Below are 22,392 nucleotides of genomic sequence, written 5' to 3' on the forward strand. Positions count from 1 at the left end.
GGCGGACCCACCGCCGCCACCCGGAGGAGCCCCGATGCCCGAGCAGTCCATCGCCGAGCAGGTCCACACGTTCAACGAGGGCTTCACCGCCCAGATCGGTCCGGAGTTGAGCGCGGTGTTCGACCGGGAGCAGGCGGCACTCCGTGCAGCGGGCGTGCCGAGCACCGCCGCCGACGTGGGCGACACCGTCCCCGACGCCGCGCTGCTGACGGCGACCGGGGCCGACACGTCACTGGCCGCCGAGCTCGACGGCACCCTCGCCGTCGTGGTGTTCTACCGCGGCGCCTGGTGCCCGTACTGCAACCTGGCGCTCCGCACGTACCAGCAGGACCTCCTGCCGGAACTCACCACCCGCGGGGTCCGTCTCATCGCGATCTCGCCGCAGACACCCGAGGGTTCCGAGCAGGCGATCGCGAACGGCGAGCTGGCGTTCCCCGTCCTGTCCGACCCGGCGAACGCCCTGGCCGCGCGGCTGGGCGTCGTGACCTCGCCGGACGGGCCCGCGCGGGAGGCCCACACGAAGCTCGGCTTCGACGTCGCCGACAGCAATGCCGACCACACGGCTCAGGTCCCGTTCCCGTCGGTGTTCGTCGTCGACGGTGACCGGATCGTCCGGTTCGCCGACGTGCACGTCGACTACACGACGCGCACCGAGGTGGCGACGGTCCTCGACGCCGTCGCCCGCGTCGCCGGGTAGCGGCTCGCGGGAGCTGGTCCGGCCCGCCTCACCGCTCGACCGGCACCGCCGTGTCGTGGAGCCACGACGCGATCATCGCCGTGGCCGTCGAGAACTCCGTCAGCGTCGGGCGGTTCAGGAAGGCGTGCCGCGTACCCGGCAGGACGTGGTGTGCCAGCTCGACACCGGCGGCACCGAGCTCCGCCGCGAAGAGGTCACCCGAAGCGCCCATGTTGTCGTGCTCGGCCTCGATCAGCCGTGCCAGGAGCTCCGTCGGGCACTGAGGGTGGTCCTGCTGTGAACGGCTCCGGCCTCCGCGACGGTGCGGGGTCAGCAGCCTGGAGGACTAGAAACCCTTGCGGTGTGCGGTCTCCCAGTACGCCAGTTCCACCGTGTGACCCTCAGCCTCCACGACTCGTTGTACCGCGCCGAACAGACCCCGACCGCGACGGCGGTGTTCGTCGGCACGCGCCTTCGTCTGCCAGCCGAACTCGTACGAGTAGCCGCCGTCGAAGTCGGCCGCCCACTGGCGCACGTCAGCGTCGAGGCGCGGCGGGAGCGCTGGTTCCCCGTCCGGGCACTGGCCGTCATCGCCCCATAACGGCCAGTCCGCCGAGTAGTCGTTCATCATCCGGTAGTGCACGCGGACACTCTCGCACGACAGCCCGTCGGGCCGGCAACCACCCGGCACCGGGACGTCCTCGACCGCTTGCTGGGGCGTGGTGGTGCGCTCAGCGGTCGACCGGCCGGTCCCGCACCGCCGTCGCCCACTCCGTGTCCGGCGTCGCCCCGACCCGCAGCGACAGCGTGCCGCCCCGGTTGACGAACGATGCCGGCACCCACGACTTCGTGAGGGCCTTCCCGTCGAGCCGCGCGCCCTGCACGTACTGCTCCGTCCCCGAGGACCGGATCACGATCCGCTGCCCACTCGACCGCCGGATGTCGACCGTGCTGAACGTCGGGCTGCCGACGAGCATCTCGGCCCGGCCGGGCGTCTGCGGGAAAAGCCCGATCGAGGCGAAGACGTACCAGGAGCTCATCGTGCCGAGGTCGTCGTTGCCCGGCAAGCCGCTCGGTCCGGTGCGGTACGCGTCGTCGACGACCCGGCGCACGGTCTCCTGCGTCTTCCACGGCTGTCCGAGCGCGTTGTACATCCACGGCGTGTGGATGTCGGGCTCGTTCGTCGGGTCGAAGCGCGTCGCGTCCCCGCCGGTCACCGCCCAGTTGCCCGAGGCGGCGTGGAAGAACGCGTCGAGTCGAGCGACCGCGGCCTCGTCCCCGCCGAGTGCCGCGGACAGCCCGCTGACGTCCTGCGGCACGAGCCAGGTGTACTGCGCGCTCGTCCCCTGCGCGAACCCGGTCCCGGTCGAGGGCGACCACCCGGGCGTCCATGACCCGTCGGCCTGGCGCGCAGCCTGGTACCCGACGGCCGCGTTGAACGTGTTCTCCCAGTACTCGCCACGGGCGGCGAACATCCGGGCGTCGGACCGCAGCCCGAGCGACGAAGCCCAGTACCCGAGGGCGCTGTCGGAGATGGAGTCCTCGAGCGTCTCGGCAGCGCCGCCCCAGCACGAGCAGTCGTCGTTCGTGGCGTAGTGCCGCTGCAGGTACTCGTCGAGCGCGGGCCGCTGCGCGAGGCACTGGCCGGGGCACCCGATGTCGCTCTCGGCGTCTCCGTTCTCGACGGTCGCCTGGCGCTTGAGGGAGGCGTAGGCGGCGCGGACGTCGAAGTTCCGGACCCCCATGGCGTACCAGGTGGCGAGCGTCGCGGCGGAGGGGTCCCCGGTCATCACGTGTGTCGGTGCGCCGAGGTGCAGCCACCGGTCCCACACGCCGCCGTTCTGCTCGGCGAACCGCAGCATCGACTGGGCCATGTCCCCGGCGACGTCCGGCCGGAGCAGCGCGAGCAGCTGGATCTGCGCGCGGTACTGGTCCCATCCGGAGTACGTGCCGTAGACGGCGCGGTGCCCGCGGTCCATCCGGTGAACCCGCATGTCCGGCCCGAGGTAGCGTCCGTCGCGGTCGTTCAGCGTGTTCGGCTGCATGAGCGCGTGGTACACCGAGGTGTACAGCTGCGTGGTGCGGTCGGTCGTGCCGCCACCGACCCGGATGCGCGACAGCTCCGTGTTCCAGGAGGCCCGGGTCGCCGCCGCCACGCTGGCGACGGTCGCCCGCTTGGTCACCTCGGCGTCACGGTTCGCGACGGCGCCGGCGGCGCTCACGTACGAGATCCCGATCTTCGCGTGCACGGTCGCACCGCGACGCGCGTCGAACCCGATCCACGCACCGGAGCCGCGTCCCGCGCGGTCGGTGCCGGTCAGGTAGCCCTCCCCGCCGGAGGCGCGCGTGCCTCCCGGCTGGACGGTCCCGTCCTTCCAGGTGCCGGTGCTCGTGAACGGCTTGTCGAAGGTGGCCGTGAAGAACAGGCGGTAGTAGCTGCGGCGGTCGGGGTTCGTCGCGCCGCCGCCGTTCGCGCGGCGGCTGCAGAAGCCGCCGGTCAGGACGCTCCCGCTGACCGTGCGGGTGCGGGGGTCGACGCGGGTGTCGGCGGCCTCGCTGCCGTTGATCGAGTTCGAGGTGCGGAAGAGCAGGTTCGCGTCCTGCCCGGCCGGGAACGCGAACTTGCCGACGCCGGCGCGGGTGGTCACGGCGAGGTCGGTGCGGACGCCGTTGTCGAGCGTGACGCCGTAGCGGCCGGGGCTGGCGTGCTCCTGGTCGTGCGAGTACCCCGCGGCGTAGACGGCGTCGGTCGAGTCCGCGGAGGGCGAGGTCGTGACGGGCGTCGTGACCGGCATGATCGGGACGTCGCCGGCAGCACCGGGGGCGCAGCCGGCGCCGTTGAGGTGCGTGAGGCTGAATCCGCGCAGGCGGTTCACGTCGTACGAGTAGCCGTTCGCGACCGGGGTCGACGTCTGGTCGCCCTTGGTCCCGGTCGGGCTCCACTGCATCATGCCGAACGGTGCGGTGGCGCCGGGCCAGGTGTTGCCGTCGTGGCTGGTGCCGATGAACGGGTCGACGGACGCGGCCGGATCGGTGACGGGCCGGGAGGCCGTGGCCACCCCCGCAGCACCGGCGGTGGGCGCGGCGGTGGCCGGCGATGCACCGACCACGGTGCCGAGCAGCGCGGCGATCGTGGCCACCGCGGCGAGTGGGACGGGACGGAGGAGCGGGCGGCGGTGCACGCGAGAGCTGGTCACCTTCGCGACGGTAGACCCCTCGGACGGGGGACGCCAGGGTCGTCACCGAGCGGTCGGGGGTTGTTCACGTCGTGGCCGCCTCGGGTCGGTGCGCACGGCCCTGGTCGCCGGACCTGGGTGCTGCGAGGATGACGGCATGAGCGTCATGGTCTCCGTGTTCGATGCCCGCCAGACCCGCACGAGCGAGAAGTACACCGCGTTCGGCCCCGAGGTGCTGCCGATGTTCGTCGCCGAGATGGACTGCGCCCTCGCCGGACCCGTGCGGGACGCCCTGGTCCGAGCGGTCACGGACGGCGACACCGGGTACGTCGGGCACCACCGGGTGCTGCCCGAGGCCTTCACCACGTTCGCCGCCGACCGGTGGGGCTGGGCGGTGGACCCCGACCTCGTCCGAACCACCACGGACGTCTCGGTCGCCGCGGTCGAGGTGCTCCGCCGGGTGATCGAGCCCGGGGACCAGGTCGTCATCATGCCGCCCGTGTACGCGCCGTTCTGGGAGTACGTCAGCGAGGCCGGCGGGTCCGTCACCGAGGTGCCGCTCCTCGCTCCCGAGGGCCCGGCCGACCCCTTCGACACGACCGCGGGCTGGCGGATGGACCTGGACGGCGTGCGGCAGGCCTTCGCCGACGGCGCCCGGACCGTACTGCTCTGCAACCCGCACAACCCGCTCGGGCTCGTGCACGACCGGGAGTCGTTGGCGGCACTCGCCCGGCTCGCCGCCGAGTGGGACGCCGTGGTGGTCTCCGACGAGATCCACGCCCCGCTCGTGCACGCGGACGCCGCGTTCACGCCGTTCCTCGACTCCTGCCCGGAGGCCGCTGCCCTCGGGGTCGCCCTGACGAGCGCGAGCAAGGCCTTCAACCTCGCCGGCACGAAGTGCGCCCTCATGGTCGGCGCATCCGACCGGGCTCGCGGGTGGTTCGACGGGTTGCCGGGCGAGGTCGTCGAGCGAACCGGGATCCTCGGCTACACCGCGAGCGTCGCCGCCTTCACTGAGGGCGGCCCGTGGCTGGCGTCCCTGCTCGCGGAACTCGCGGCGAACCGCCGGGTGCTGGCCGAGGAGCTGGGTGAGGCGCTGCCCGGCGCGGGGTACCGGCAGCCGCAGGCCTCGTACCTGGCGTGGCTCGACCTGCGGGCGCTGCCGTGGGGCGAGGACCCCGCGCCGCTCCTGGTCGACCGGGCGAAGGTGGCGCTGTCGAACGGGCGGGACTTCGGCCGGCAGGGCATCGGGCACGTCCGGCTCAACTTCGGGTGCTCGGAGGAGACCCTGCGCGAGGGGCTCGCGCGCCTGGCCGCCGCCCGCTGACCTCCGCGGGGCTACTCGAACCGCTGCCACTCCGGCTTGTTGGCGTACGTGTACCGGTAGTAGTCGGCGAGCTGCAGGCCGGCGGCGGCCTCTTCGTCGACGACGACCGTGGCGTGCTCGTGCAGCTGCAGCGCGGAGCCCGGCACGAAGGACGACAGCGGGCCCTCGACGGCGGCGGCGACTGCGTCCGCCTTCGCCGCGCCCTGGGCGACGAGGACGAGTTCGCGGGCTTCGAGGATCGTGCCGAGACCCTGGGTCATGCAGTGCGTCGGCACCTGGTCGAGCGAGTCGAAGAACCGCGCGTTGGCCTCGCGGGTGCTCGGCGCGAGCGTCTTGATCCGGGTGCGGGACGCGAACGACGATGTCGGCTCGTTGAACCCGATGTGCCCGTTCGCCCCGATGCCGAGGATCTGCACGTCCACCCCGCCGGCGGCGCGGATGGCGGCGTCGTACTCCTTCGCGGCGAAGGCGAGGTCCCCCGCGCGGCCGTCCGGCACGCGGACCCGCGAGGGGTCGAAGCCGAGGGGCTCGACGACGTCGCGGGCGATGACGCTGGCGTACGACTCGGGGTGCTCGAGCGGGATGCCGACGTACTCGTCGAGGGCGAACCCGCGCGCCTGCGCGAACGACAGCTCGCCGGCCTCGACCCGACGGCGCAGGTCGGCGTAGATGCCCTGCGGGCTCGACCCGGTGGCGAGTCCGACGACCGCCGCGGGCTTCGTGGTGACGACCGACGCGATCTTGGCCGCGGCGACGCGACCGACCTCCGCCGGGGTGGGCAGGATGATGATCTCCACGTCGTCAGCCTACTGGTCATGACCAGTGTGTCGTCAGGGGCGCCTGGAGGCGGCCTGCGCAACGAGGGGCATCCCTTCTCCTGGAAGGGTTGACACGAGTAAATCCGCACAGCAGTCTGGGTCCGATCGGTCCGACGAGGGACCGGCGTGACACGGTTCAGGAGCCCCCATGACGTTCACGATCGGGATCGTCGGTGCCGGCCAGTTCTCGGCCCACTTCGCCTCCCTCTTCCAACTGCACCCGGGTGTCGGTGCGGTCTTCGCGACCGACGTGATCGAGGGCCGCGCCGAGCGCCTGGTCACCGAGCTCGGACTCGCGGGTACGCACCCGGACCTCGACACCATGCTCGCGGACCCGGCTGTCGACGCCGTGGCGGTCTTCACCCAGCGGTGGACACACGGTCCGATCGTCACCCGGGCCCTCGAAGCGGGCAAGCACGTGTACTCGGCGGTCCCGATGGCGGTGACCGAGGACGAGATCCGCGCGGTCGTCGAGATCGTCGAGCGGACCGGCCTGACCTACATGATGGGCGAGACGAGCCAGTACAACCCGGCGACCGTGTTCGCCCGTCAGAAGCTCGACGCCGGCGCGTTCGGTCGGGTGTTCTACGCCGAGGGCGACTACCTGCACGACATGGACCTCGGCTTCTACGACGCCTACCGGTACAGCGGCGGTGACGGCTGGAAGGCCACGGCGAGCTACCCCCCGATGTGGTACCCGACGCATGCGATCGGCGGTGTGCTCGGGGCGCTCCCGACCCATGTCACGAGCGTCAGCTGCATCGGTGTGCACGACGAGCAGGACGACGGGGTGTTCGACACCGAGGTCAGCATGTTCGACAACGACTTCTCGAACATGACCGCGCTCTTCGAACTGGCAGGCGGCGGCTCCATGCGGATCAACGAGTTCCGTCGGGTGGGGTACCCGTCGCCGATCCGGGAGAGCCGGTTCCGGTGGTTCGGCACCGAGGGCAGCTTCGAACAGCTCGCCACGACCTCCCTCTGGCAGGACAAGGACGGCGTCGAGGACGTCACGACCCGCCTGGCCTCGGAGCCGTCGATCGGGCTGGACGACCCGCTCCTGGCGGACATCGCGCCGTCCCTGCGCGAGGCCTTCAGCTCCGGCCACGCCGAGGTGCACGCGGAGGAGGCCCGTCGTCTGCCCCGCGAATTCGACGTCGCCCCCGACGGCCACGAGGGCAGCCACCGGTTCCTCGTCGACGACTTCGTGCGCGCGGTCGAGACGCGCACCCTGCCGACCGTGAACGCGTGGGTCGCCGCGCGGTACACGCTGCCCGGCCTGGTGGCGTACCAGTCCGCGCTGCGCGGCGGCGAGCGCCTCCAGGTCCCCGACCTCGGTGACGCTCCGGTCGCCGTCGGGACGGCCCTCCCCGCGACCACCGAGTCGGTGTGACCGACACGGGTCGGACCTCGTCGTAGGGTGACCACCGGGCCCGAGGCGGACCAGGAGCGGAGCCGAGGGAGGCCCATGGACACGAGCGGCGCCAACGGCACGAGCGGCACTGCCGGCGGCGCTCCCCGGAAGCCCACCCGCCGTGACGTCGCGAAGCTCGCCGGCGTGTCCGACGCGGTCGTCAGCTACACGTTGAACGGCGGCCCCCCGGTCGCCGCGGCCACCGCAGAGCGCGTCCGCGCCGCCGTGGCACAGCTCGGGTACCGCCCGAACCTCAGCGCACGGGCACTCCGCTCCGGATCGGCGAGCACGCTCGTCTTCCTGGTCCCGAGCGGACCCGATCCGGTCTTCGACAACCCCTTCTTCGCCGAGTACGCCGGCACGTTGGAGAGCGCCGCCCGGGAGCGCGGCTACGCCCTGTACACGACGTCGTCGTCGTTCGAGCCGGAGCACGTGCTCGCGCGGTTCCGTGAGTTCGCGGCCCGGCAGGTGGACGGCGTGCTCGTGTTGGCCGGCGGGACGCCGTTCGACCGGCAGGCCCTCGACCAGGTCGGCCTGCCCTGGGTCACCCTGAACGTGGTGACTCCCGAGCCCGGGGCAGACACCCTCGGGACGGACCTCCGCGCCGGCGCCGTCGCGACGACCGCGCACCTCCTCGGCCACGGCCACCGATCCGTCGGGTTCGTCGGCGAGGACGACCCCACGGAGCCGCGTCATGTCGGATGGCTCGAGGCGTGTGCGGCGGCCGGCGTCGCCCCGGGCCCGTTCGTGCCCGCGGCCCTGACCCGCCAGGGTGGCCACGACGCCGGCGTGCGGATCGCGGACGCCCTGCGGGTCGGCGGCCCCGACGCCGCGCCGGCGTTCTTCATCGCATCCGACCGGACCGCGATCGGCACCCTCCGCGCCTTCCACGAGCGCCGGGTCGCAGTACCGGACGACGTCGCGATCGCCGCGTTCGACGGATCGTCCGACGCCGAGTACGCCTGGCCCGCGTTGACCTCGTTCCGGCAGCCGATCGAGGACATGGCCCGCAGCGCCGTCAGCCGCGTCCTCACCCCGGGACACGACGGTCGGCATGAGTTGTTCGACGGGCACCTCGTCGTCCGCGCTTCGTGCGGCTGCGGCCACGCCGCCTGAACGTGGCACGGAGGACCTGACCCCGGCGGGTCGGTAGCGTGGCGGCATGCCCACCCCCGACTTCGTCCTGTCCCTGCGCGAGAAGGTCGGGAACGACCTGCTCTGGCTCACCGGCGTCACCGCGGTCGTGACCCGCGGCGAGGGCGACGACCGCGAACTCCTCGTCGTCCGCCGTGCCGACAACGGCGCCCTCACCCCGGTCACCGGCATCGTCGACCCGGGCGAGGAGCCCGCCGTCGCCGCCGAGCGTGAGGTCCTCGAGGAGGCCGACGTCGTCGCGGTCGCCGAACGCCTGGCCTGGGTGCAGACCCTCGAGCCGATGACCTACCCGAACGGCGACCGCGCCCAGTACATGGACCTCGTCTTCGCCTGCCGCTGGGTCTCCGGCGACCCGTACCCGGCCGACGGCGAGAACACGGAGGCGTTCTGGGCGCCGGTCACGAGCCTCCCGGACATGCCGGAGAACATGCGGCGCCGGGTCGACGCGGCCCTCGCCGACGAGGTCGCCGCACGCTTCGAGCGCTGACCCCTCGTCGGCGATCCCGGTGACGTCGGTGGCGGAACGCCTCGACCGGGAACGGACGTCGTGATCCGCACCGGTGGGTGACGGACGCCCCCCGCCGCGTCCGTCGGGTCGAACCGACGCCGCCGAGGAGCCCGGAGCGATGGCGTCGACGCCCGCGACGGCGGCTCAGGGCGTCCCGCTCAGGCGCCGAACTCGACCAGGACGCGCGGGATCTCGCCGAGCAGCTCGCTCGCCAGGTAGCCCATCGGCCCGACCTGCACCGCGAGCCGGTCCCCGGCCGCGGCGTGCACCTGGGTCGCCCACACGGTGGCCTGTGCCACGTCGGCACCGCGGGCCAGCAGCCCCGTGATCGCACCCGACAGCACGTCGCCACTGCCGCTCGTCCCGAGTCCGCCGGCACCGGTGCCCTTCGCCCACGCACGTCCGTCCGGCGCGGCGACGACCCCGCCGAGGGACACGACGGCGCCGAAGCGCTCGGCGATCTCCGCCGCGTCGGTGTGGTCGTCCGAGCAGTCGCGGCCGAGCAGCCGTTCGGCCTCGCCGGAGTTCGGCGTCATCACGAGCCGACCCCGGAGCGGCGCGAGTTCGTCCGCCAGGTCCGCCGCGACCCCGAGCGCGAAGGCGTCGAGCACGACGACCGTCTCGTCCCCGACGGCCGCGGCGAGCCCGGCGACGAGGTCGCGGCTGCCGTCGGGTTCGTCGAGTCCCGGTCCGACGAGCACGGCGTCGGCGCTCGCGAGGTCGTCCGTCAGGCTCGAGATCGCGCCGACCGCGACGTGCCCGCCCTCGTCCTGCGCCAGCGGCTGCACGCCGGACTCGGGCAGGGCGACGGCGACGTGCGGGGCGACGCTCTCGGCGACGGCGAGGGTGAGCCGTCCACCACCGACGCGGAGGGCCGCGGTGGCCGACAGCATCGCGGCACCGGGGGTCTTCGCGGCGCCGCCGACGACGAGCACCTGCCCGCGGCCGTACTTGCTCCCGCCGACCTCCGGCAGGGACCACTCGCGCAGCAGGTTCGGGGTGACGGGTACGGGCTCAGACACGGGCGTCGTCCTTCCGGCCTTCGTGTTCGGTGACGGTGGCGCCGGGGTCCTCGTCGAGGTGTCCGGTGCCGGAGAACTCCTCGAGCGTCCACGGTCCACCGAGCGTGTCGCGTCGGAGCCGGGTCAGGGAGGCGTTCGCGACGGTGTGCGACTCGGCGAAGTCCATGAGTTCCGGCTCGTCGAGGTCGAGGCAGACGGCGAGGACCAGCATGACGACGGCGTCGTGCGCGGCGATGACCAGGCGGTCGGCGTCCTCGATGCGGTCGACGTCGGCGAGCAACGAGCGGAGCCGGAGCATGACGTCGACCCAGGACTCCCCGCCGGCCGGCCGGTGGTAGTACTTCCCCAGCCACTGGCGGCGCTGCTCCTCGTCGGGGTGCAGGTTCGCCGAACCGGTGCGGGTGAGGCGGTCGAGCACGCCGAGCTCGCGGTCGCGCAGCCGTTCGTCGACCCGGCGCGGGGGTTCGGCGAGGCCGCCGGCCTCCAGCGCGATGCCGATGGTCTGCTGCGCCCGCCGGTAGGGCGAGACCCAGAGCACGACGGGGACGTCGTCGACCCCGCGGTCGGCGAGCTCCGAGCCGAGGGCGCGGGACTGCTCCTCACCGAGCGGGCTCAACGGCACGTCCGCGTCGCGGTGGTCGACCTCGATGACATCGGCACCTGCGGCCTCGGCTCGGGCTGCTGCGACGTTCGCGGTGGACTCGCCGTGACGGACGAGCCAGATCTCGGTGACGGCCATGGCGGTGAGGTTAGCCGGGAGGCGCTGGGTCGGTTCACGTGGGGGTGCTGCGGTCCCGTCTCCGCCGTCGGCCCCCCACACGAACACGGCACCGACCGTCCGGGGACGAGCGGTGCCGTGCGCGAGTGGCGACGATCGGTGTCAGACCCGGCCTGCGCGACGACTTCGGGCGACGATGGTCAGGCCGATGCCCGCGGCCAGCAGCACACCGGCGATGCCGAGCGGGACGGACGGGTCACTGCCGGTGAACGCCAGGGTCCCGGTGGGGGTCCGCCCGTCGCCGGCGACCACACCAGCGGTGGTCGGACTGTCGGTCGGGGTCGGCGTCGGCGCCACGACCCGGACGGTGACGACCTGGGTGTCCGCCGGCGCGGTGCCGTTCGAGGCGGTGATCGTCACGGTCGAGGAACCCGGGGCGGTCGGGGTGCCCGAGATGACGCCGGTGGTGCTGTCGATCGTGAGACCGGCCGGCAGCCCCGTGGCGGTGAAGGTCGGGGTCGGCGTGCCGGTGGCCGTCACCGTGTAGCTGTAGGGCTGACCCGTGGTCGCGGCCGTCGGCGTGCCGGAGGTGATCGACGGCGCGACGGTCGGGGTGGGGGTCGTGGGCGGCGGGCAGGTCTGCGCCGGGGTGATGGTGTTCGTGTCGAGCGTCACCGCACCGTTCAGCGCGAGCAGCCGGCCCTGGACCGTCGCGCCGGTGACCGCGGTGACGGACTGCTCGGCGAGGACGGTGCCCTGGAACTGCGCCCCGCTCTGGACGGTGGCCGAGCTGCCGACCTGCCAGAAGACGTTGCACGAGCTCGCGCCGCCGGTGATCAGGATCCGGCTGTTCGTCCCGACGACCAACGTGGACGCCGCCTGGAACACCCAGATCGACTGCGCGTCACCGTCGAGCGTGAGGGTCCGGTTGTCCGAGAGGTCCAGCGCACCACCGGAGTAGACGCCGGGGACGAGCGGAGCGCGGTTGTCGAGGTCGGTGACGTCGACACCGCTCGGGGTGAGCGCCGCGGCCGCGTCGTAGGCGGTCCGAGCGTCCTGCTGTGCCTGCGCGGCCTCGGTGCGGGACCGGATCGTGCCGGTGACGACGCCGTCCGGGGCCGCCCCGAACCCGGTGATCGCGGTGCCGGGCGAGACGCCGAGGTCGCCGGTGACGACGGTGGGTCCGGTGTTGGTGACGGCGCTGGCCCCGAGGACGCCGTAGGTCGCCGCGGTCTCGAGCGTGACGGGCCCGTCGATCTCGGCGGCGGCGGAGGCACCGGACGACATCGTGAGGACGAGGGACGCTGCGAGGCCGAGGCCGGCACCACCCGTCAGGACTCTGCGGAGGAACGGGGACGTGGCCATGGGAGGCACCTGACTGAGATGGAGAGGCACAGTGCGACCGCCGACGACGAGCGCATGATCTCCGTGTCCGAAGTATGCGCGTCATCCGGGCCGATCGGCACCGAACGCGGGAATCGCCTGCCGTGCCAGCCGGACTCCCAGGCTGAGGACCCCCACTCGGAGGATCGGTGCTGTGCACACCCCCAGTCATGGGGGTGTGCGCAGCGGAAGCGGCGTCGGACGGGTGCACCCTGAGCCCCGTCCGACGCCGCGGTCCCCCGCCGCCCGCTACGCCCGCCGCACCCGCAGCGTGACGAGCTCGAACGGCCGCATGGTGAGCACGACGGGTGCACCGTCGACCCAGGCCCCGCCGTCGAGCGGACGCTCGAGCAGGTCGACCCGCGTGACCTCGGCGACGTCGAACCCGAAGTCGACGCCGACGTCACCCGCCCGACCACCGAGGGCCTCGTACAGCCTGACGACGACGTCACCCGACCGGTCCTCGGCGAGCTTCACGGCCTCGACGAACACCTGCGGCGACGACACCGTGACGAGCGGCTCGACGACGGCGTCCCCGGGGACCGTGCGCACCGGCAGGTTGAGCCGGTACCCGGAGTCCGCCGCGTCGAGCACGGTCTCGCCGATCCGCAGCACGGTCCGGAACACGTGGTGCCCCTGGTCGGCCTCGGGGTCCGGGAACTTCGGCCCGCGCACGAGCGACTCCCGCACCTGCGTCGTCGTCCCGCCGTCGGGGCGGGTGCTCCGGGTGACGTCGTGCCCGTAGGTGGAGTCGTTCGCGACCGCGACGCCGAAGCCGGGCTCGGCGACGTGCACCCACCGGTGCGCGCTCGTCTCGAACCGGGCGAAGTCCCACGAGGTGTTCTGGTGCGTCGGCCGGTCGATGTGTCCGAACTGGATCTCGCTGGACGCCTGGTCGGCCTTGAGGTCGAGCGGGAACGCCAGCTTGAGGAGCTTCTGCTGCTCGTGCCAGTCGGCCTCGGTCTCGACGACGAGCTCCGGCTGCCCCTCGGTCGCCGTGTACCGGGTGGTCACGGTCGAGCTGCCGAACGGACGGACGACGACGAGCGCGTCCCCCTCGACGGTGACGCTCGTGGCGGCGAGCACCGCTCCGTGCCGCTGGTAGGCCCGGTCGATGTCCCACGCCTCCCACTGGTTCGGGGTGTCCCGGAACACGGTGTACTCGGCGGCCGCGGCACCAGGGGCGATCGCGTCGCGCCCGGTGGCCCGGTCGACGAGCGACACCACGTGGCCGGCCGCGTCGACGGTCGCCACCACCGCGCCGGTGTCGAAGACGAACCGGTCACCGTCCCGGACGGGAGGCACGGCCCGCACCACGTCGACCGGCTCGGCGCCCAGGGCGCGCACGCCGTCAGCGGCCATCGGGGACGCGTTGAACCGGACATGCGGTGCGGTGGAGGGCGCGCCTCCCGGCCGGTCCGCACTGCGCTCCGCACCACCGACGGCGAGCGCCGTCGTCGCGGTGCCGATCAGGTCCTCGAGGACCTCGGCGACGCGGGCGTACTCGGCCTCGGCGTTCTCGTAGACCCAGGCGATCGACGACCCCGGCAGGATGTCGTGGAACTGCGCCAGGAGCACCGTGTGCCAGGCGTCCTCGAGCGCGTCGTACGGGTAGTCCTGCCCGAGCCGGACGGCTGCGGTGGCGGCCCAGAGCTCGGCCTCGCGGAGCAGGTGCTCGGAGCGGCGGTTGCCCTGCTTCGTGCGGATCTGCGATGTGTACGTGCCGCGGTGGAACTCGAGGTACATCTCCCCCGACCAGACCCCGGGGGTGGGCAGCGCCCGCTCGAGTTCCTCGAAGACCTGTGCGGGCGTGCCGAGGTCGACGCGGGGCGAGCCGTCCAGGTCGTGCTGACGTCGAGCGGCGGCGACCATCTCGCGGGTCGGGCCGCCGCCGCCGTCACCGAAGCCGTAGAGCAGCATCGAGGTGTTCGCGACGCCGCGCTCCTTGTTCTGGCGCTCCCCCCGGTGCAGGTCGGCGGGCGAGACGTCGGAGTTGTAGGTGTCCGCCGGGGGCAGGTGCGTGAGCACCCGCGAGCCGTCGATGCCCTCCCACAGGAACGAGGTGTGCGGGATGACGTTCGTCTCGTTCCACGACGGCTTCTGCGTGACGAACCACTTCGAGCCCGCGGCTCGCACGATCTGCGGCAGGGCACCGGTGTAGCCGAACGAGTCGGGGAGCCAGGCCTCGGGGGTGTCGACGCCGAACTCCTCGAGGAAGAAGCGCTTGCCGGCGACGAACTGCCGGGCGAGGGCCTCGCCCCCGGGCAGGTTCGTGTCGGACTCCACCCACATGCCACCGACCGGGATCCACCGGCCCTCGGCGACGCGCTGCTTGATCCGCCCGAAGACCTCGGGGTACTCGTCCCGCATCCAGGCGTACTGCTGCGCGGACGAGCAGGCGAAGGTGAAGTCGGGGTCGCGGTCCATCAGGTCCAGCACGTTCGAGAAGGTGCGGGCGCACTTGCGCTTGGTCTCGCGCACCGGCCAGAGCCAGGCGGAGTCGATGTGCGCGTGCCCGACCGCGATCGCCCGGTGTGCCGAGCCGCTGGCGGGGACCGCGAGCGCCTCGGCGAGCACGGCGCGGGCGTCGCCGGCGGTGCCCGCGACGTCGTCGGGGTCGAGCGCGTCGGCAGCGCGTTCGAGCACGCGGAGGACGTCCGCACCGCGGGTGCCGTCGGTCGGCAGCTCCGCCATGAGCCCGCGCAGCACCCACAGGTCCTGCTGCAGCTCCCAGACGGTGTCGTCGCGCTCGACGACCTCGAGCGCGCGGAGCCGGTAGATCGGGGTGTCCCCGGCGGTGTGCTTCGAGCCGAGCGGGGTGGCGCCCTGGAAGTCGTCGCCGCCGATGTCGGGGTTCGCACCGGCCTCGACGTAGAGCTCGAACGACTTCCCCGGGCCGACCGGCAGCGGCACGGTGTCGTTCCGCGGCTCGATGGCCTTGATGGTGGAGCCGTCCGGCCGGTACGCGAGCCCCTCGGCCTGGAACCCGGGCTGCCGCTTGCTGAAGCCGAGGTCGACGAGGAGTTCGGCGGTGGTGCCGTCCGCGGTGCCGAAGTCGGCGGGCACGGTGCCGGTGACCTTGAACCACGTGGTGCCCCACGGCCGGGCGCCCCACGGCTCGCCGACGGTGAACGGCGTGTAGGTCTGCTGCACGGCCTCGGCGAAGGGCACCGGTTCGTCCGGCACCTGCCAGGCCTCGATCGTCACCGGCGATGCCCGGCGGTGGACGTTCGGGTCGACGCGGTCCCGTACGAGTCGTGCGATCCGGGCCTCGACGAGCGGTTCGTCCTGGTGCATGGGTGTCCTTTCGTTCCGCGTTCCGCGAAGGAGCGCGGCTGGGTGTGCGGTGGTCAGCCCTTGATGCCGCCGGCGAGGGCGTTGCCGCCACCGAGGCCGCGCGACACGAGCACGTAGAGGGCGATGACGGGCAGCGAGTAGACGATCGAGAACGCCGCGAGCTGCCCGTAGGCGACGGCCCCGTTCTGACCGAAGAAGTTGAAGATGCTCACCGCGGCGGGCACCTTGTCGGGTGAGAGCAGCAGGACGAAGGGGACGAAGAAGTTCCCCCACGCCTGGATGAACACGAAGATGAACACCACCGCGATGCCGGGGCGCATGAGCGGCACGACGATCCGGGTCAGCGTGGTGAACATCGATGCGCCGTCGGTCCACGCGGCTTCCTCGAGCGAGATCGGCACCGAGTCCATGAAGTTCTTCGCCATCCAGATCGCCATCGGCAGGCTCGTGGCGGCGAGGAAGAAGACGCAGCCGTAGATGTTGTCGATGAGGTTGAGCGACACGAACAGCGCGTAGACGGGGACCATCATCGCGGTGATGGGCAGGCCGGTGCCGAACAGGATGCTGTACAGGAACGGCTTGTTCACGCGCAGCTTGTACCGGGACAGCGGGTACGCGGCGAGGAGCGCGGCGACGACCGTCACGACGGCCGTGCCACCGGAGAGCAGCAGGCTGTTCGCGAGCGGGATGAACGACAGTTCCGGGGTGAGCACCTGGGCGAAGTTGTCGAGCGTGAACTGCGACGGCAGCTTCACCGACAGCGACGCCTGCGTGTCCACCGATGCGAGCACGAGCCAGAGCAGCGGCACCGCGAAGCACACCGCGATCACGAGCAGGACGACGTTCGACACCCACCGCAGGGTGCGACCCCGTGGCGAGGTCATGTGGAGCGAGCCCGGGGCGGTCACCGAGCGGGTGACGTTCGCGACCGGACGGTCAGCGGTGAGGGCCATGGTCAGTCCACCTCCGGCTTCAGTGCCTTGATGTAGATGATCGAGAAGACGGCACCGACCACGAGCAGGATGGTCGCGATCGCCGTCCCGAAGCCGAGCTGCGAGAACTGGAACGCCTCCTGGTACGCCAGGATCGGCAGGGTCGACGAGTTCGTGCCCGGTCCGCCGCCCGTCATCACGAAGATGAGGGTGAAGACCGACAGGGTCTGCAGCGTCGTGAGCATGAGGTTCGTCGAGATGCTCCGCCGGATGACCGGCAGCGTGATGTAGACGAGACGCTGCCAGCCGGTGGCGCCGTCGACCTCGGCGGACTCGGTGATCTCCTCGGGGACCTCCTGCACGGCGGCCGAGTAGACGAGCATCGAGAACGCCGTCCCGCGCCAGACGTTCGCGAGGATGACCGCGATCATCGGGTACGTGTAGAGCCAGTTCGGCCCGCTGATGCCCAGCGACGCGAGGAACGTGTTCAGCGTCCCCTCGTCGTGGAAGAACGCGTACGCCGCGAACGAGGCCACGATCTCGGGCAGCACCCACGCAGCGACGACGAAGGTGCCGACGACGCCGCGGACGACCCTGTTCGCGCTGCGCATGAGCAGCGCGAGGCCGAGGCCGAGCACGTTCTGCCCCACCACCGCCGAGGCGATGAGGAACACGATCGTCAGGACCACGGACTTCGGGAAGTCCGGGTCCTGGAAGAGCTCGACGTAGTTCTGGAAGCCGACGAACTGCTGGTTCGCGGCGTCGATGCCGGTCAGCGCCGCGTTCGTGAAGGAGCCGTAGAACGACGAGATGACCGGCCCGAGCAGGAACACGACGAGCAGGACGACGGCGGGCAGGAGCGGGACGACGCGCGTCGCGTTCCGCATCGGGCGCCGCTTCCGCGGCGCCGGTGGGTCGGCGCGGTTGGGCGAACCGGGGGCCGACAGCGTCGGCGCGAGGGGGGTGCTGGACACGGTGGATGCCTTCCGGGTGCGGAGAGGGTTCCGGAGATGGGGACTGACGGGAGGCGCGGGGCGGGTCGGCACCGCACCTCCCGTCAGGTGGTGCCGGCCGGTCAGCCGGAGACGGTGTCGTCCTTGCCGACGACGCCCTCGACGGCCTTGTCGTAGACCGCCGCTGCCTCGGCGGGCGACTGCTGACCGGTCATCACGGACTCCATCGCGACCTGGATGGCGTTCGAGACCTGTGCGTACTCGCTCGTCGCCGGACGGAAGTTGGTGTGCTCCACCAATCCGGAGAAGAACTCGAAGGTCGGGTTCGCGTCGGTGTACGCCGGGTCCTCGGCGACGTCCTTCCGGACGGCGATCTGGCTGTTCTCCGAGTCGTACTTGATGGAGCCGTCCTTGTCGAGGAACATCGTGATGAAGTCGAACGCGTCCTGCGGGTTCTTCGACTTCGAACCGACCGCGAGCGTCCAGCCGCCGGACATCGAGTTGTAGCCCGGCTCCTGGCCGTTCTGCGTCGGGAAGGGTGCCTGGCCCATCACGTCGTTCCACTCGGCCCACGGGGCGGTCCCGGACTCCAGCCAGGTGCCGGACTGCCACGAGCCGTCGAGGTCGATCGCAAGCTTGCCCTCCGGCAGCCACGTCTGCGTGATCGTCGTCCCGATGTTGGTGTCGAGGGCCTGCTGCGGGGTGGGTCCGAGGTCGCCCTGGTAGACGTCCTCGATGAACTGCAGCGAGTCCTGGAACTGCTGCGAGCCGACGACCCACTTGCCGTCCCGGTACAGCGTGTTGCCGTCGCCGTCCGCACCGTAGAGCAACATCTCGAAGCCCTGCATCGTCGAGGCCTCGCCCTGGGCCTTGCCGGAGTAGATGTTGAACGGGATGACGTCCGGCTGCTGCTCCTTGATGGTCTTCGCGGCGGCGAGGACGTCGTCCCAGGTCTTCGGCTCCCACGGCACGGGCAGACCGACCTCCTCGAAGATCTCCTTGTTGTACCAGAGCGCACGGGTGTCGGTGCCCATCGGGACGCCGTAGATCTTGCCGTCCTCTCCCTCACCCGCCTGCTTCGCGTTGTCGTAGAACTGGTCCCACTCGTCCCACTTCTCGGTGAACTGGTCGATCGGCTGCAGGTAGCCGGCATCGGCGTCGGCCTTGATGCGGAACGTGTCCTCGTAGATGACGTCGGGCGCGGTCGCCGGTGCCCGGTTCATCAGCGCGAGCTTCGTGGCGTAGTCGTCCTCCTGCGCCTGGATCGGAACGAGCTCGACCTTCTTGCCGGGGTTCGCGTCCTCGTACTCCTTCTTGACGACCTTCATCTGGGCGTCGAGCTGCTGGAAGGCGCCGAACTTCTGGTAGGCGATCTTGATCGTGTCGCTCGAGGCGGACCCCGAGCTCGAGCAGCCGGCGAGTCCGACCGAGGCGACGGCCACGGCGGCGAGTCCGGCGATGATGCGGGTGCGTTTCATCGGTGCTCCTTTGCACGGGTGAAGGTCGCGGACTCCGTTGCCCGCGTTGCGGGTTTAGTCCATCGTATGGATTTGAACGTTGTCAAGGGATCGACGCGAAGCGCGTCCGGTTCGTGACCTCCGAGCGGCGCGGGCCGGCTACCGGATCGGGGTCGCCCCGCCGGTCACGGTGACGCCGCCGACCTCGGGCACGTCGACGAGCAGCACGCTCGGCCGTCCGACGTGCCGCCCCTGCCGGATCACGACCCGGTCCCCCGGCGCGGCCGCCCCCACCTCGCGCAGGTACGCCCCGACGGACGCGGCAGCCGATCCGGTCGCCGGGTCCTCGGTGATGCGGCCGACCGGGAAGAGGTTCCGCGCCTCGTACTCCCCCGGCGCCACCGGGTGCAGCACGGTCACGGTCGCCGGCCACCCGCTCCGCCGCATGAGGTCGGCGAGCACCGCGGGGGCGAACCGGAACTGGTGGAACAGGTCCGCGTCGGCGACGACGAGCACCGGGTGCCAGTTGCCGGCGAAGGCCTCGAGGGGTGGGTGTGCCGCGTCGAGGTCGTCCGGCACCAGTCCGAGCAGGTCGAGCAGCGGCACGAGGCAGTCGTCCGGCAGCGGCCGGATCACGGGCTCGACGCTCGTCATCGCGACCTGCACGCCGCCCGCGGAGTCCGATGTGTCGAGCACGACGTCGCCCGACTGCGTGACGAACACCCGCCGTCCCGGACCCTGCCGCTCGGCGATCGCCACCGCGAGGGCGACCGTCGCGTGGCCGCAGAACGGCACCTCGGCGGCCGGGGAGAAGTAGCGCACCCGGATCCGGTCGCCCTCCGAGCCGGTCACGAAGGCGGTCTCGGAGTACCCCACCCGCTGCGCGATCGCGAGCATCTCGTCGTCGCGGAGGGCCGCGGCGTCGAGCACGACTCCGGCCGGGTTGCCGCCATCCGCGCCGGCATCCGGATCGGCGAACGCGGTGTACCGGAGGACCTCGACGTGCTGCACGGTCCGAGGGTAGCGAGCACGTGCCGACGACGGACGGGAGGCGCGGTGCGGGTCGGACCCACACCGCGCCTCCCGTCCGGGAGCGGTACCGCCGGTACCGCCCGTACCGCCCGTACCGCTACTCGGCGGTGGCGGTGGCGGTGCGGCGACGCCGACGTGCGACGAGCAGACCGCCACCGGCGGCGAGCAGGAGCAGGGCGGCCGCGGTGCCCGAGGCGAGCTCGGCACCCGTGAACGCGAGCTGCTGCCCGGAGGCGGTGGTGATCGTGATCGGCGCCCAGCCGATCAGTGCGCCGTCCGCGCCGACGACCGCGATCCGGTGTGCGCCGATCGTCGTGCCGGCCGGGATCGTGACCCCGACCGTGCCGTCCGCAGCGACGACCGGAGTCCCGAGGAGCACCGGTGACGAGTACAGGTACACGGCGACGCGCTCACCGGCGTGCTCGCGCCCCATCGTCACGGTGATCGTCTCGCCGACGCGTGCCGTGGCCGGGGCGCTGATCCCGCCGCGGTTCGCCGCGGTCAGGGACGACTCAGCCGGGGCACCCGGCACGGTCGGCGACGCGCCACCGGTCCCCGGGTCGGCGGTGGGCGTCGGCGTGGGCGTGCCGTCGCCGGGCGCAGGGGCCGGCGTCGGTGTCGTGCCGCCGTCGCCCGGCTCGGTCTCCTCGGTGCACGGGAACGTCCCGGTGCGCAGGGAGAACCCGTCGGTGTCGTTGTCGTCCGCGTAGTAGGTCGCCCGCGAACCGTCGGTGCACACGTCCGACACCACGAAGCCCTCGTTGGCCAGGTCGCGTGCCGCACCGGACGGAGCCTCGTACACGCTCGCCGCGGTGAACACGCCGTCCTGCACGTCGAACAGTGCGGTGCGGCCAGCGCACGCGTCGTCGCAGGCCACCCAGAGCGCGTCGAGCGTCGCGTCGAACTGGACTTCGGCCACGACGCTGAACGGCGTGGCGATCTCGGCCACGCGTTCCGCCGAACCGTCCGCCATCAGGGCGTAGGCGTAGACGCTCGCCGTGCCCTCGACGCCGACGAAGAAGAGCCCCTCGCCGTGACCGGGGTACCGTGCCGGTGCGTAGGCGGCGCCGGTGGACCCGTCGGTGAAGCCCTGTGCGGTGAGCCAGGAGTCGGGCACCCAGGTGACGCCCTCGAGTCCGGCGTTCGCGCCGAGGCCCGGGAAGTCGCCGGCCAGGTTCCACTCGTCCGTCGCGTTCAGCGTCCGCTCGGAGCTGTCCGTCGTCGCGAAGCGCAGGACCGCCGGGCGGCTGGTCGACGACCGGTCGTTGTCGCGCTCGGTGGAGACGTACACCGCGCCGGGGTCGTCCGTGGTGACCGTGACACCCTCGGCGTCCGGAGTGCCGGAGCCGTCGGCGTAGTGCAGCGTCGTGCCGGTGGCGTTCGAGGGGGTCCAGCCACCCTTCCCGTCGGACACCATGCGGTAGAGTAGTCCGTCGCCGTTCTGCACGCCCCAGATGACGCCTCCGCCGACCGCGGTGGACGAGGACTGCCAGTCGAGTCCGCTGAGGTCGCCCGAGAACGTGCCCTCGGCATCGAGGACGGTCTCGTCCGGGCCGCCGGGCCAGGGTTCGGCCGTGACGACGCCGGCGAAGGCGTTCACCGCGCCCTTGGTCGCAGCGGACGTCGGGGCGAACTCGCCGGTCCCGTCCGGGTTGCGGCCGATCGTGACGGCCGCGTGCTCGGTCCAGCTCGTCGAGTCGGCCAGGACGCCCGCGGGCGTGGAGATGCGCGCGGAGTCCGCCTTGCCGAGCCCGAACCCGAAGTCGGCCTCGTCCAGGACGGTGAACCCGCCCGGGGCCACGGTCGTGCCGGCGGGGATCGTGTACGCGTGGTCGTCCTCGGCGTCCTGGAACACGTAGCCGGCGAGGTCGACCGTCGTGGTGCCGGTGTTCGTCAGCTCGACCCAGTCGCCCGGGGTGCCACCCTGCGACTCGACCTCGTTGATGCGGACCGGCGAGGAGCAGTCGTTCGCCCGGCCCTTGGTCGAGGCGGTGGTGTCGACGAGGGCCCCGAGGCCGTCCGGGCAGCGGCCGTACGTGACCGCGGCGTGGGTCTCGTAGGCGTGGGCGAGCACGAGCGCACCCGTGGCGTCGAAGACCCGGACCTGGTCGGGGTTGCCGAGGCCGAAGTCGAACCCGGGCGCCGTGCTCGTCAGCTGGTCGATCACGAAGTACCCGCCCGGAGCGATCACGGACCCGGCGGGGAGCACGTACCGGGTGTGCTTGTCGCTGTCGTCGAGCATCGACCATCCGCTGACGTCGGCGGCGACGGTCGCGGTGTTCTTCAGCTCCACCCAGTCGGTGTCGTCGGCGTTCGACTCGATCTCGTTGATGACGACGCCGTTGGCCGCGACGGCAGGGGCATCGACGGGTGCCGCCGTGGCGGGTGCGGTGGCGAGGACGCCGGCCGCGACGACCAGGCCCGTCGCGATCGTGGCGCCGAGACGCAGGGCGGGTGTGCGCATGGAGGTCCTTCGGGTCGGGGGCCTGCACGACTGTTCAGCATCCAGTGGGACGGGCGGTGT

The 22,392-nt window shown here is 72.1% G+C and carries 18 protein-coding genes; 5 read left to right on the forward strand and 13 right to left on the reverse strand.

The window, feature by feature from the left end; all coding sequences use genetic code 11:
* Positions 1-34 precede the first annotated feature (34 nt).
* Positions 35-697, forward strand: a complete 663-nt coding sequence (locus tag DEI83_RS00670) for a peroxiredoxin-like family protein (protein WP_111079906.1) — start codon at positions 35-37, stop codon at positions 695-697.
* Between the two features lie 28 nt (positions 698-725).
* Here DEI83_RS00670 and DEI83_RS00675 read toward each other — a convergent pair whose 3' ends face one another.
* The 3 genes from DEI83_RS00675 to DEI83_RS00685 form a co-directional block, all read right to left on the reverse strand.
* Positions 726-908, reverse strand: coding sequence for a hypothetical protein (locus DEI83_RS00675; RefSeq protein WP_111079907.1), 183 nt, complete (start codon positions 906-908; stop codon positions 726-728).
* A 114-nt stretch (positions 909-1,022) separates the two neighbouring features.
* Complete coding sequence (locus DEI83_RS15665) at positions 1,023-1,319, reverse strand: hypothetical protein (protein ID WP_146243202.1); 297 nt, start codon at positions 1,317-1,319, stop codon at positions 1,023-1,025.
* An 88-nt stretch (positions 1,320-1,407) separates the two neighbouring features.
* On the reverse strand, positions 1,408-3,873 hold the full coding sequence (locus DEI83_RS00685; RefSeq protein ID WP_258370994.1) for a GH92 family glycosyl hydrolase: 2,466 nt from the start codon (positions 3,871-3,873) through the stop codon (positions 1,408-1,410).
* A 136-nt stretch (positions 3,874-4,009) separates the two neighbouring features.
* Here DEI83_RS00685 and DEI83_RS00690 point away from each other — a divergent pair, with 136 nt between their 5' ends.
* The gene (locus DEI83_RS00690) at positions 4,010-5,179 is read left to right on the forward strand and encodes a MalY/PatB family protein (protein WP_111079910.1); all 1,170 of its coding nucleotides are present in this window, start codon (positions 4,010-4,012) and stop codon (positions 5,177-5,179) included.
* A gap of 11 nt (positions 5,180-5,190) precedes the next feature.
* Here the strand turns inward: DEI83_RS00690 and nagB are convergent, their stop codons facing one another.
* On the reverse strand, positions 5,191-5,976 hold the full coding sequence (nagB, locus tag DEI83_RS00695; protein WP_111079911.1) for a glucosamine-6-phosphate deaminase: 786 nt from the start codon (positions 5,974-5,976) through the stop codon (positions 5,191-5,193).
* 169 nt (positions 5,977-6,145) lie between these two features.
* Between nagB and DEI83_RS00700 the strand changes: the two genes are divergently transcribed.
* The 3 genes from DEI83_RS00700 (at position 6,146) to DEI83_RS00710 (ending at position 9,053) form a co-directional block, all read left to right on the forward strand.
* Positions 6,146-7,390: a Gfo/Idh/MocA family protein gene (locus DEI83_RS00700; protein ID WP_111079912.1), complete on the forward strand. Its 1,245-nt coding sequence runs from the start codon at positions 6,146-6,148 to the stop codon at positions 7,388-7,390.
* A gap of 75 nt (positions 7,391-7,465) precedes the next feature.
* Positions 7,466-8,527, forward strand: coding sequence for a LacI family DNA-binding transcriptional regulator (locus DEI83_RS00705; RefSeq protein WP_111079913.1), 1,062 nt, complete (start codon positions 7,466-7,468; stop codon positions 8,525-8,527).
* Positions 8,528-8,573: 46 nt separating this feature from the next.
* Positions 8,574-9,053 (forward strand): NUDIX domain-containing protein, encoded by a 480-nt coding sequence (locus DEI83_RS00710; protein WP_111079914.1) that lies wholly within the window; start codon positions 8,574-8,576, stop codon positions 9,051-9,053.
* 179 nt (positions 9,054-9,232) lie between these two features.
* On the opposite strand, the gene DEI83_RS00715 is transcribed toward DEI83_RS00710, so the two are convergent.
* The 9 genes from DEI83_RS00715 to DEI83_RS00755 form a co-directional block, all read right to left on the reverse strand.
* Positions 9,233-10,096 carry an NAD(P)H-hydrate dehydratase gene (locus DEI83_RS00715; protein WP_111079915.1) on the reverse strand — a complete coding sequence of 288 codons (864 nt, stop codon included), beginning with the start codon at positions 10,094-10,096 and terminating at the stop codon, positions 9,233-9,235.
* Positions 10,089-10,835: a histidine phosphatase family protein gene (locus DEI83_RS00720; protein WP_111079916.1), complete on the reverse strand. Its 747-nt coding sequence runs from the start codon at positions 10,833-10,835 to the stop codon at positions 10,089-10,091. The genes DEI83_RS00715 and DEI83_RS00720 overlap by 8 nt, the downstream gene beginning before the upstream one ends.
* Positions 10,836-10,976: 141 nt before the next feature.
* Positions 10,977-12,179: an ice-binding family protein gene (locus tag DEI83_RS00725; RefSeq protein WP_111079917.1), complete on the reverse strand. Its 1,203-nt coding sequence runs from the start codon at positions 12,177-12,179 to the stop codon at positions 10,977-10,979.
* A 267-nt stretch (positions 12,180-12,446) separates the two neighbouring features.
* Complete coding sequence (locus DEI83_RS00730) at positions 12,447-15,494, reverse strand: glycoside hydrolase family 38 C-terminal domain-containing protein (RefSeq protein ID WP_111079918.1); 3,048 nt, start codon at positions 15,492-15,494, stop codon at positions 12,447-12,449.
* 53 nt (positions 15,495-15,547) lie between these two features.
* Entirely contained in the window at positions 15,548-16,447 is a 900-nt protein-coding gene (locus tag DEI83_RS00735; RefSeq protein WP_111079919.1) for a carbohydrate ABC transporter permease, read from the reverse strand.
* A 2-nt stretch (positions 16,448-16,449) separates the two neighbouring features.
* On the reverse strand, positions 16,450-17,400 hold the full coding sequence (locus tag DEI83_RS00740) for a carbohydrate ABC transporter permease (RefSeq protein WP_111079920.1): 951 nt from the start codon (positions 17,398-17,400) through the stop codon (positions 16,450-16,452).
* A 101-nt stretch (positions 17,401-17,501) separates the two neighbouring features.
* Positions 17,502-18,857: an extracellular solute-binding protein gene (locus DEI83_RS00745; protein WP_111079921.1), complete on the reverse strand. Its 1,356-nt coding sequence runs from the start codon at positions 18,855-18,857 to the stop codon at positions 17,502-17,504.
* Between the two features lie 138 nt (positions 18,858-18,995).
* Positions 18,996-19,847: a PhzF family phenazine biosynthesis protein gene (locus tag DEI83_RS00750; RefSeq protein WP_111079922.1), complete on the reverse strand. Its 852-nt coding sequence runs from the start codon at positions 19,845-19,847 to the stop codon at positions 18,996-18,998.
* 118 nt (positions 19,848-19,965) lie between these two features.
* Positions 19,966-22,332: a lamin tail domain-containing protein gene (locus DEI83_RS00755; protein ID WP_111079923.1), complete on the reverse strand. Its 2,367-nt coding sequence runs from the start codon at positions 22,330-22,332 to the stop codon at positions 19,966-19,968.
* Positions 22,333-22,392: the final 60 nt, after the last annotated feature.

It is taken from the genome of Curtobacterium sp. MCBD17_021, from assembly GCF_003234525.1.
GTDB lineage: Bacteria > Actinomycetota > Actinomycetes > Actinomycetales > Microbacteriaceae > Curtobacterium.